We start from the raw sequence: 11,235 nt of genomic DNA, 5'->3' as shown, positions 1-11,235 counted from the left end.
AGGCCCGGGCTAGTACCGGCGGCGATAGACAGGGTCGAGGGACTCCGGGGGTACGCCGAGCATCTCTGCCGTGTATTCCACGACGACGTCGTGCACGAGGTCCTGGAGCTCGTCCCGGGTTCCGCACACCTGCTCCACGACCCGGCGGTACAGCGTGATGACCGGTCCGTCCTCGGCCGTCGCGGCCGTGAAAGCGCCCATCGGCGCGGGCGTGCGGTCCGCCACGAGCTGCTCCAGGCCCGGGGGGATCTCGTCAACGGCGAAGCGGACGCCGTCGAGCGGCTTGCCCCAGATGTCGTGCAGCCGCTGGGCCGAGTCCAGGACGAAGTCATCGAAGAGGTCGGAGCGGGTCCGGTAGCCGGGCAGGGTGGGGAGCATGAGCTCGCCGCGAAGGCCCCGGCCGTGCCGGTTCCTGCGGCGCTGCCGGAAGGTCTTTCCCTGGACGGCGGCAGGCGACCCGGCCAGAGACGCGCCGGCGGGGCCGGAACCGGCGCCTGTGCGTCCGGCGTCGGGGTCAGCCAACCGGACCGTGAAACCCGAATCGTGGTGCGATGACTGCATATCTTGACTCTAAACCCGCGCACTGAAATACGCGATACAGCCCCGACGGCGATCCGCGGCGGTCCCGCCGCGGCGCCGCCGCGGCACAACCACAGACGTTTCAATGCGCAGCCCCCGCTCCGAGGGGGAGTAGTCTGTGATGTCGTGGGTGCAATTCGTATTTGTTCTAGGTCTGCCTGCCGCAATTCTGCGGTGGCCACTTTGACGTACGTCTACGCCGACTCCACTGCCGTCCTGGGCCCGCTGGCGACGTACGCCGAACCGCACTGCTACGACCTGTGCGAACAGCACGCCGACTCGCTGACCGTGCCGCGCGGCTGGGAAGTCATGCGGCTGGCGATGCCCGCAACCCCGGCCGGACCCGGCCCCGACGACCTCCTGGCCCTCGCCAACGCGGTCCGCGAGGCAGCCTCCCGCCCGGCAGCGGCAGAGACGGCGAAGGGGCAGCGCACGCTGCACCCGGCGCTGGAGGCACCGGCCCCGGCCGAGGGAGCCCGGCGCGGACATCTGCGCGTCCTGCGCGAACCTTCCTAAGGCGCCAACTGGCGGTAGGGTGGAAACTGCAAAAAGCCGTCAGCCACTTAGCCACCGGCGCCCTGTTGCGGCGCCCATCAGGGAGCGTTCACCATGCCCAAGCTCAGTTCCGAACTGTTGTCCGTCCTGCGATGCCCCGTCACCGGCTCCGGCCTGGTGCAGGAGGGCGACGAGCTCGTCACCGTCACGGCAGATGGCGCCGGGAACAAGCTGCGGTACAAAATCGAGGACGGCATCCCGCTGCTGCTGCCGCCGGAACTCCTGCCCGCCGCCGCGGCGGCCCCCGCTGATCAGCACGACGCGGGCCCGCGCCACGCCGCGGAATAGCGCGCCCCGCGCCACGCCGCGGAATAGCGGCCCCCAAGAACGCTGCCGGGCACCCATCGGGGTGGCCCGCGGCACCGAATGACTGCTTAGATCCTGCTCCAATCCAGAATCGCCCAGCTCCAGACACGCGATGCCACCGGCCACAACAAAGGACTCAGATGACTTTCGATTACAAGATTGCGGACATTTCCCTGGCCGAGGCGGGCCGCCACCAGATCCGCCTCGCCGAGCACGAGATGCCCGGACTCATGTCCCTGCGCGAGGAGTTCGGCGCCAGCCAGCCGCTCAAGGGCGCCCGGATCGCCGGATCCCTGCACATGACCGTCCAGACCGCGGTGCTAATCGAGACCCTTACCGCCCTCGGCGCCGAAGTCCGCTGGGCCTCCTGCAACATCTTCTCCACCCAGGACGAAGCCGCCGCCGCGGTGGTGGTCGGCAACGGCACCGTCGAGGACCCCCAGGGCGTCCCCGTGTTCGCCTGGAAGGGCGAGACGCTGGAGGAGTACTGGTGGACCGCCCAGCAGATCCTCACCTGGCCGGGCGCCGACGCCAACCCTGAGCTGGGCCCGAACATGATCCTCGACGACGGCGGCGACGCCACCATGCTGGTGCACAAGGGTGTCGAGTTCGAGGCCGCCGGCGCCGTCCCCGCCGCCGCCGAGGACGAGTCCGAAGAAGGCCGGGTGTTCCTTGACGTGCTGCGCGCATCCCTCGAGGCCGACCCGCAGAAGTGGACCCGCATCGGCGCCCTCCTGCTCGGCGTCACCGAGGAGACCACCACGGGCGTGCACCGCCTGTACCAGCTGGCGGAGCAGGGCAAGCTGCTCTTCCCGGCGATCAACGTCAACGACTCCGTCACCAAGAGCAAGTTCGACAACAAGTACGGCATCCGCCACTCCTTGCCGGACGGCATCAACCGCGCCACCGATGTCCTGATGGGCGGCAAGGTCGCCGTCGTCTGCGGCTACGGCGACGTCGGCAAGGGCGCTGCGGAAGCCTTCCGCGGCCAAGGGTCGCGCGTGATCGTCACGGAGATCGACCCGATCTGCGCGCTCCAGGCGGCCATGGACGGCTACCAGGTCGCCAAGCTGGAGTCCGTCCTCAGCGAAGGCCACATCTTCATCACCACCACAGGCAACAAGGACGTCATCGTGGCCAAGCACATGGCCGAGATGCGCGACAAGGCCATCGTGGGCAACATCGGGCACTTCGACAACGAGATCGATATGGCCGGGCTGGCGCGGGTCCCCGGCATCAAGAAGGTCGAGATCAAGCCCCAGGTCCACGAGTGGGTCTTCGAAGCTGACCCGGCCACGGGTAAGGGCAACCGCTCCATCATCGTCCTGTCCGAAGGCCGCCTGCTGAACCTCGGCAACGCCACCGGGCACCCCTCGTTCGTCATGAGCAACTCCTTCGCCAACCAGACGATCGCCCAGATTGAACTGTTCACGAAGGCCGGCCAGCCCGAGGGTGAGCGTGAATACGAGAACCAGGTGTATGTCCTGCCCAAGATCCTGGACGAAAAGGTCGCCCGCCTGCACCTGGGTGCCCTCGACGTGGAGCTGACCGAGCTGTCCAAGGAACAGGCCGAGTACCTGGACGTCGATGTGGCCGGACCGTACAAGCCCGGCCACTACCGCTACTAGGAACCCTCCCAACTGGCCCCTGACGAAGGTCCGGGGCCCTTTGTTGTGACCGTTTTGGGGGCACTTTTGTAACCGGATCGTGGTCGAATCGGGCCGGGGTTCCAAGGTAATTCGCTTATGCTGGCAGGATGACGTGTGGAAACGCCCGGGTCCTGTGATGGCCCTGAAAACCTGGAGTACCGGCCGAAAGATCGCCCTGCTGGGGGTGCTCTGTGCCCTGGCAGCCGGCGGCGGAGCCTTCGCCGCGGCGGCTCCGGGGCTGGCCCAGTCCGGGATTTCCTCCGAGGCCGGATCCCCGGCCCGGACGACGCCGGGACTCGCCGTCCCGGTGGTCGCCCCCGCAGAACTGGCCGTCACGCCCGCCGACGGCGCCAAGCAGGTCAACCCTGCGGCGCCGGTTTCCCTCAAGGTCACGAACGGCCGGATTGACCGCGTGGCCCTGACGAGTGATGGCGGCGACACCGTTGACGGCACCCTGGGCACGGACGGGTCCGCCTGGACGTCCTCCGGCAACCTGACGTTCAACACGCGGTATAACTTCACGTACTCCGTGGTGGACGACGCGGGACGCGAAACCCACAGCACCCGGGCGTTCACCACCGTTTCCACCGCCAACGAGGCCGACGCCGCCATTTACCCCTTGGACGGGATGAAGGTGGGTGTGGCCCAGCCCCTGCAGATCACCTTCAGCGAGCCGGTCCTGAACCGGGCCGCCGTCGAAAAGGCCATCAAGATCACCTCGACGTCCGGCCAGGTGGGTGATTTCCACTGGTTCAACAACAACACTGTCAGGTACCGGCCGGAGGCCTTCTGGGCCGCGAACAGCACCATCACCATGGACATGAAGCTGTTCGGCGTCGAGCTCGGCAACGGGCAGGTCGGCAACTTCAACAAGACGGTGACGGTCCACATCGGGGACAAGAAGGTGGCCGTTGCCGACGCCAAGGCCCATACGTTCTCGGTCAGCATCAACGACAAGCCGGCCGGACACTGGCCGGCGACCATGGGTGACACCCGGTTCCCGTCGGCACGGGGCTTCCTCGTGTTCATGGAGAAGCACCGTGTGGAGCACATGGATGCCTCCACGATTGGGCTCAAACCGGGGGATCCGGCCTACTACGGCCAGCTGGACGTCAACTACGCCACGCGCCTGACGCCCAGCGGGGAATTCATCCACCAGGCCACAGAGTCCGCGATGCCCTATATCGGCAAGACAAACCTCTCCCACGGCTGTATCGGCCTGGGCCCGGACGGCGCGAAGTGGGTGTTCGACAATATGACCACCGGCGACGTCGTCCAGGTGGTGAACACCGAGGGGGAGTACGCCAACTTCGATGACGGCTTCGGGGACTGGAACATCCCTTGGGCCCAATACGCCAACTGACGGGGTGGCACCTCGCTGAGCCCAATCCTCTGACGGTAGGCTCAGAGCCAGATAAGTTGCGCAGCCGGGCGCAGGCCGGGCAGCGCAGAAGCCTACGGAAGCGAAGCTCCACGTGACTGACAAGAGTCCCACCCCTCCCGACCGGCCGGATCCGCACCTGGATCCGTCGGACGACACCGACGAACCGGCGTTCGACTGGATGAAGCCGGCCGCCGCCGGCAAGCCAGGGCCAGCCGCAGCCGCCGGCACGGCGGCCGGCCCGTCAGGACCGGCAGGACCGGCCACAGCCGCCGGCAAGCCCACCGCGGGCACGGCAGCGCCGTCGGCAGCGCCTACCGCCAGCCAGCCGGAGAGCCGCGCCGACCGCAAGGCGGCCGAGGCCGCCGCCACCGGGCCGTCGAATACTTCCCCGTCGGATGATGAGGAGCGCGGGGCAGTAGCCGGTGCACGTCCGGACCCGGCCCCCGAGGACGAAGTCGAACGCCGCAACGCCGAACGCCGGACTGCAGAACGCGAGCAGGCGGCCAAGGCCAAGCCCGTCCTCCCGCGGGTGCTTCAGGTGCTGCTCGCCGTGTTCTACCCGGTCATCCTGCTGGTGCTCGCCGTCCGCGCCGTGACCAGCCCCCTGTTCCTTTGGGTGGAATACAACCGTCCGGGCTTCCCCGGTGACGGCTACGGCTTCAGCACCGATGACCGGATGACGTACGGTTCCTACGCGGTGGACTACCTCAGCAACTGGTCCGGCCCCCGCTACCTCGGCGACCTTGTGGACCAAAGCGGGGAGCGGTTGTTCAAGGACGGCGAAGTCAGCCACATGGCCGACGTCAAGGCCGTGATCCTGTCCACTTTCGGCGCCGGTACCCTGCTGATCCTGCTGGGCCTGGTGGCCGTGATCTACCTCAAGCGGCGCCATAACGGGGGAGTCCGCCGCGGGCTGTTCGCCGGCTCGATCGTCACCCTTGCGCTCATCATCGGCCTCGGGACCCTCGCGGTGCTCGGCTGGGAGCAGTTCTTCACCGATTTCCACCGTATTTTCTTCGCCAATGGGACCTGGACATTTACGCTTCAGGACACCCTGATCCGGCTCTTCCCGGGCCAGTTCTGGATGGACGCCGGGATCGTCATCGGAAGTCTCGTGCTGCTCGCTTCCTTGGTCACCCTCGTCCTGACCTGGCCGACGCGCCGGCGTCGGGGCCTGGGCAAGAAGGCCGCCGCCACGTCCAAGGGCGCCGATACTGATGCGGGCGCCGGCACTGGCGCCACCGCCGGGGATGCGCCCGCGGCGGACGGCACGGCCGGCAGCGACGCAGAGGGCGCGGCGCGCACCCGGCACACCGTCTGACGACGGGCCAGTCGCCCGGAGTCAGCCGTAGATGCGGTTGATGTGCTGTTCGTAGTCCCGCACGACGGCGGCCCGCTTGAGTTTGAGCGACGGAGTCAGGTGCCCTGATTCCACGGTGAAGTCGGCGTCCAGGATGACGAAGCTGCGGATGGACTCGGCCTTGGAGACCGTGAGGTTCGCGGCATCGACGGCTTCCTGGATCGCGGCCCGGACCCTCTGGTCCGCGGCGGCTTCGGCCGGCGCCATGACGGGCACTTTCCGGGCGGCGCACCAGTTGCGCAGTCCCTCCGGGTCCAGGTTCACCAGGGCCGAGACGAAGGGCCGGCCGTCGCCAACGACCACGGCCTGGCCGACCAGCTGGTGCTCCCGGATCTTCTCCTCGAGCGGGCCCGGGGCGACATTCTTGCCGCCGGCCGTGACCAGCAGGTCCTTCTTCCGGCCCGTGATGGTCAGGAATCCGTCCTCGTCGAGGGAGCCGAGGTCGCCGGTCCGGAAGAACCCGTCCACGAAGGCTTCAGCGTTGGCGGCCTCGTTGGCGTGGTAGCCCTTGAAGACGCCGATGCCCTTGACCAGGATCTCGCCGTCGTCGGCCACCCGGACCGTGGTGCCCGGCACCGGGATGCCGACGGTGCCCACCTTGGTCCGTGCCGGGGTGTTGGCTGTGCAGGGCGCCGTGGTTTCGGTCAGGCCGTAGCCCTCCAGGACGGGGATGCCCGCGCCGCGGAAAAAATGGGCGGCGTTGGAGCTCAGCGGGCTCGCGCCGGAGACTGTGTACTGCAGCTGGCCGCCGAAGGCCTGCCGGAGCCTGGGGTACAGGAGCCGGTCGAAGACTGCGTGCCGGGCGCGCAGCAGGAGTCCCGGGCCCGTGCCGTTGCCCCGGGAGGCGGCGTCGAGGGCCTTGGAGTAGTCGATCGCGGCCGCCGCTGCGGCGGTGAAGATCCGTTCCTTGCCGGCGGCCTCCGCTTTCTGCGCGGCTCCGGCGTAGACCTTTTCGAAGATCCGGGGGACCACCAGCAGAAAGGTGGGTTTGAAGCTGTCCAGGTCTTCCAGGAGCTCTTTGGCGCTGGCGGTGTGGCCGAGGGTGGATCCGGAGCTCAGGCAGACCACCTGCACCGCCCGGGCCAGGACGTGCGCCAGGGGCAGGAACATCAGCGTCCGGGAACGCGGCTGCATGAGGAGCTCGGGCAGGAACAGGACGATGTTTTTGGCCACCAGGGCAAAGTTGGCGTGGGTGATCTCGCAGCCCTTGGGCTTGCCGGTGGTGCCCGAGGTGTAGACCAGGGACGCGACGTCCGCCAGGGACGCAGCGGTCCGGTGGCGTTCCAGCTCGGCGTCGGTCACCCCGGTGCCGGCCGCGGCCATGCTCGCGAGGTTTGGTGCGGCGCCGTCGTGCTCCATCCGCACGACGGCCACAAGCCGGTCACCGAGGACGGTGGAGGCGTCCAGGACGCCCTGGACGAGGGCGGCCCTGGCGTGGTCCTCGACGAACACCCGCCGGGCCCCCGAATCATGGAGAATCCACTCGACCTGGGCCGCGGAGGACGTCTCGTAGATCGGGACGGTGACGCCACCGGCGAACCAGATGGCGAAGTCCACCACCGTCCACTCGTACCGGGTGGCGGACATGACCGCGACGGTCTCGCCCGGCGTGAGTCCGCCGGCGATCAGGCCCTTGGCCAGGGCAGTGACCTGTTCCAGGAAGTGTTGGACGGAGACGTCGGTCCAGCCGCCGGGGCCTTTGCGGGAGTAGAGGGCGTGCACGGGATCCTTGGCGTGCTGCTCCAGGAGCAGGTCGGTCACGTTGCTCTCCGGGTCCAGCTCCACGAGCAGTCCGGTGCTTGCTTCTCTCACAGCCGAGTCTCCATTTCCCGGTCCGCCCGGAGTTCGGCGGACATTCCCCTGCAATCCTGCCCTAGATCCAGGACGGCATCCACATCCGGATGCGCCAGTCCTGGTATGGGATCACCTCGGCCGTCCAGACCGGGTAGAAGAACGCGGACACCAGCACGGCCGCCACCACGAACAGCGCCACCAGGTAGAACCCGGACCGCCGGCGCCAGAGGGGGTCGGTGCGCTGGCCGAGCACCAGCCCCAGGCAATAGACGAGCGCCAGCACCAGGAACGGTTCAAAGGACACAGCGTAGAAGAAGAAGGTGGTGCGCTCCGGATACATGAACCAGGGGAGATACCCGGCGGCCACACCGGCCAGGACTGCGCCTGCGCGCCAGTCGCGGCGTCCCGCCCACCAGAACAGCAGGACACCCAGGCTCACGGCGGCGCTCCACCAGATCAGCGGGTTGCCGACGGAGAGGATGGCGGTGGTGCAGTTGGTCAGCTCGCAGCCCGGGGTGCCCTGCCCGGGGGATTCGTAGAAGAAGGACGTGGGCCGGCCCATGACCAGCCAGCTCCAGGCGCTGGCCTCGTAGGGGTGGTCGGCGCTGAGGCCCTGGTGGAACTTGTAGGCCTCCAGGTGGTAGTGCGCCAGGGACCGGACGGCGTTCGGCAGCCAGCCCCACTCGGCCGAGGGGTTGGCCTCGGCCCAGTGCCTGAAGTAGGCGTCCGTGGAACGGAACCATCCGGTCCATGTGGCGCCGTAGACCAGGGCGGCCACCGGAACGATGCTGAGGAAGGCCGGGACGCCGTCCTTGAGGATGCCGCCGCTGATCCAGGCATGCACGCCGGCTATGCGCCGTGCACTGAGGTCCCAGAAGACGGTCAGCAGGCCGAATCCGGCCAGAAAGAACAGGGCGGACCATTTCGTGCCGACCGCCAGGCCCAGGCAGACGCCCGCCGTGAGGCGCCACCACCGAATACCGAGCCAGGGCCCGGAGGTGAGCTGCAGCGCCGAGGGCCGGCCCGTGGCGGAGGCCGCGGCCTGCCGGCCGAGCCGGGCAGCGAGCCGCCTCCGGCCGTCGTCGCGGTCCATCAGGAGGGCCCCGAACGCGGCGAGGATCCAGAACATCAGGAAGATGTCCAGCAGCGAAGTCCGGGACATGACCAGGTGGTGGCCGTCCACGGCGAGCAGAATGCCGGCCACGGCACCCAAGGTGAGCGAGCGGAAGAGCTTTTGCGCGATCAGGGCCAGCAGGAGGATGGACAGTGTCCCCGTCAGGGCCGCACCGAACCGCCAGCCGAAGGGGTTGTCCGACCCGAACAGCCACATGCCCGCGGCGATCATCCACTTGCCGACCGGCGGGTGGACGACGTACTCCGGCGTGTTCAGCAGCACGCCGGGGTTGCCGGCGATGAAGGAGTCGTTCGCCCGGTCCGGCCAGCTGCGCTCGTACCCGCTGACCAGGAATGAGTATGCGTCTTTGACATAGTACGTTTCGTCAAAGACCAGGTTGCGCGGCGTGTCCAGCCGGACGAACCGCAGGACGCCGCCCAGCGCGGCCGTCAGGACGGGAATGAGCCAGTACCAGAGCCGGAGCGACGCCGGGTAGTCCCGCCAGCTCTGGAGGCCGCCTATGAGGCGTTCCCTGAGGGCCTCCGGGGTGTTGGCCTCGGCGGGCCGGCCGATCCAGCGGTGCCCTTCAAGGTTGCGGCCGGTGCTGAAGCGGCTCCGGTCCTTGCCGGCCGCCCGGCCGTTCGGACGGCTCTGGCCTGGAGCCGGCGATGCATCAGGGCCTGTCTCGGGCTGCCGCGTGGGGGTCTGGGTCACGTTGCCCATGCTACCTTTCGCAGCTGTGCTCGCAGGGCCCCGCCCCGGCGGCAGTAGGCTGGTCCTGTGGACCACGAACCCAGCCCTTCCCCCCTTTCTCCCCTCGAACCTCTCCTCGACGGCGATGCCGTCGGCGCCGTTCCCGCCCCTGATTCCGCGTCTGTTTCCGCCAGTGTTCTCGCCCCTGACGGCCCCGGCAGGATCGTCCTCGCCGCGACGCCGATCGGCAACACGGGCGATGCCTCGGCACGGCTCGTGGAGTTGCTCTCGACGGCGGACATCGTCGCCGCGGAGGACACCCGGAGGCTGCACCGCCTCGTGCAGAACCTCGGCGTCACCGTGGCGGGCCGGATCATCAGCTACCACGAGCACAATGAGGCGGCCAAGACGGCTGACCTGCTGGACCAGGTCCGGTCCGGCAAGACCCTGGTAATGGTGACCGACGCCGGCATGCCCTCCGTCTCTGATCCGGGGTTCCGGCTGGTTGAAGGCGCCGTGGCGGCCGGCCTCACCGTCACCGCGGCGCCGGGACCCTCCGCCGTGCTGACCGCCCTGGCCCTGTCGGGCCTGCCGACGGACCGCTTTTGCTTCGAGGGCTTCCTGCCGCGCAAGGCCGGTGAACGCTCCTCGCGGCTGGCCGATCTCGACGCCGAGCGGCGCACCATGGTGTTTTTCGAGGCGCCCCACCGGCTGGAACCCATGCTGAGGGCCCTGCGCGAAAGCTTCGGCGCGGACCGCCGGGCCGCCGTCTGCCGTGAACTCACCAAGACCTATGAAGAGGTCATCCGCGGCACCCTGCGCGAACTGCTTGAATGGGCCGAGTCCAACGAGGTGCGCGGCGAAATCGCCGTAGTAGTGGGCGGCGCCCCGGAACGCGAACCCGGCCGTCCCGAGGACCATGTGGCCGCCGTCAACGGGCTGATAGCCCAGGGCATCCGGCTGAAGGAGGCCGTCTCCGCGGTGGCCGATGACGCGAAGGTGAGCAAGCGCGAACTCTATGCCGCGGTCCTCGCCGCGCGCTGAGCCGTGCGTTGGGCAGGTGGTGGTTGCCCGGCGGGATTCGGCGCGCCGCCCGGCCTCGGGGGCCCGGCGGAACCGGACTCCACGCCCACGCAGAATGGTTGTGCAGCTGCACAGCATATTCTGGATCCGGTAGTGCGGGCATGCATAGACTTGCCAGTGAGCACGGCAGTACCGTGGCAGTAATCCAGACGCCCGTGCCTGCCTGTGGGAACGAGCGCCTGCAACGAAAACTCATTTGAAAACTTGTGCCCACACTAGTTCAAACCGAATTGCTGACGAGGGAGTCATTGTGACTGTAACTGCCCAGCCTATTGTTTCCGCGGACCGGGAGAGCGCCCTGCTGGCGTCCGTTCCGACGGGTCTGCTGATCAACGGCGAATGGCGTCCGGCCGTGTCCGGGAAGACCTTCGACGTCGAGGATCCCGCGACCGGGAAGGTCCTGCTCAGCATCGCCGACGCCGGTCCCGAGGACGGCAAGGCGGCCCTGGACGCGGCCGCGGCCGCGCAGGAATCCTGGGCCAAGGTCCCGGCCCGGGAACGCGGCGAGATCCTGCGCCGCGCCTTCGAGCTGGTGAGCGAACGGGCCGAGGACTTCGCGCTCCTGATGACCCTGGAGATGGGCAAGCCGCTGGCCGAGGCCCGTGGCGAGGTCACCTACGGCGCCGAGTTCCTGCGCTGGTTCTCGGAAGAGGCCGTCCGCGCGTTCGGCCGCTACTCGGTCTCCCCGGACGGCAAGTCCCGGCTGCTGGTGACCAAG

Annotated in this window: 10 protein-coding genes; 7 read left to right on the top strand and 3 right to left on the bottom strand. The window is 68.5% G+C overall.

All coding sequences use genetic code 11. The annotated features are described in order from the left end of the window. Positions 1-9: 9 nt before the first annotated feature. On the bottom strand, positions 10-561 hold the full coding sequence (locus tag B5X90_RS11550; protein WP_079553109.1) for a metallopeptidase family protein: 552 nt from the start codon (positions 559-561) through the stop codon (positions 10-12). Positions 562-705: 144 nt separating this feature from the next. On the opposite strand from B5X90_RS11550, the gene B5X90_RS11545 reads away from it, so the two are divergent. The 5 genes from B5X90_RS11545 to B5X90_RS11525 all read left to right on the top strand — a co-directional run bounded on the left by B5X90_RS11545 (position 706) and on the right by B5X90_RS11525 (position 5,794). After that, positions 706-1,095, top strand: a complete 390-nt coding sequence (locus tag B5X90_RS11545; protein WP_026537763.1) for a DUF3499 domain-containing protein — start codon at positions 706-708, stop codon at positions 1,093-1,095. Positions 1,096-1,188: 93 nt separating this feature from the next. After that, the gene (locus B5X90_RS11540) at positions 1,189-1,422 is read left to right on the top strand and encodes a hypothetical protein (RefSeq protein ID WP_079553107.1); all 234 of its coding nucleotides are present in this window, start codon (positions 1,189-1,191) and stop codon (positions 1,420-1,422) included. 158 nt (positions 1,423-1,580) lie between these two features. Further along, positions 1,581-3,068: an adenosylhomocysteinase gene (gene ahcY, locus B5X90_RS11535; protein WP_079553105.1), complete on the top strand. Its 1,488-nt coding sequence runs from the start codon at positions 1,581-1,583 to the stop codon at positions 3,066-3,068. 157 nt (positions 3,069-3,225) lie between these two features. Beyond that, entirely contained in the window at positions 3,226-4,452 is a 1,227-nt protein-coding gene (locus tag B5X90_RS11530) for a L,D-transpeptidase (protein ID WP_079553102.1), read from the top strand. A gap of 112 nt (positions 4,453-4,564) precedes the next feature. After that, complete coding sequence (locus B5X90_RS11525; protein ID WP_079553099.1) at positions 4,565-5,794, top strand: TIGR01906 family membrane protein; 1,230 nt, start codon at positions 4,565-4,567, stop codon at positions 5,792-5,794. Positions 5,795-5,815: 21 nt separating this feature from the next. Here the strand turns inward: B5X90_RS11525 and B5X90_RS11520 are convergent, their stop codons facing one another. Further along, complete coding sequence (locus B5X90_RS11520) at positions 5,816-7,645, bottom strand: AMP-dependent synthetase/ligase (RefSeq protein ID WP_079553097.1); 1,830 nt, start codon at positions 7,643-7,645, stop codon at positions 5,816-5,818. Between the two features lie 61 nt (positions 7,646-7,706). Beyond that, positions 7,707-9,464 (bottom strand): dolichyl-phosphate-mannose--protein mannosyltransferase, encoded by a 1,758-nt coding sequence (locus tag B5X90_RS11515; protein ID WP_079553094.1) that lies wholly within the window; start codon positions 9,462-9,464, stop codon positions 7,707-7,709. Positions 9,465-9,656: 192 nt separating this feature from the next. Here B5X90_RS11515 and rsmI point away from each other — a divergent pair, with 192 nt between their 5' ends. Further along, positions 9,657-10,478 carry a 16S rRNA (cytidine(1402)-2'-O)-methyltransferase gene (gene rsmI, locus B5X90_RS11510; RefSeq protein WP_079553359.1) on the top strand — a complete coding sequence of 274 codons (822 nt, stop codon included), beginning with the start codon at positions 9,657-9,659 and terminating at the stop codon, positions 10,476-10,478. A 289-nt stretch (positions 10,479-10,767) separates the two neighbouring features. Continuing rightward, positions 10,768-11,235 (top strand): aldehyde dehydrogenase family protein (locus B5X90_RS11505; RefSeq protein ID WP_143264726.1); only part of this gene is annotated, 468 nt, incomplete at its 3' end.

This window comes from Arthrobacter sp. 49Tsu3.1M3, assembly GCF_900168135.1.
Taxonomy (GTDB): Bacteria; Actinomycetota; Actinomycetes; order Actinomycetales; family Micrococcaceae; genus Arthrobacter.
The sequence above is the reverse complement of the archived record's forward strand: the minus strand, read 5'-3'. Positions and strand labels throughout refer to the sequence as shown.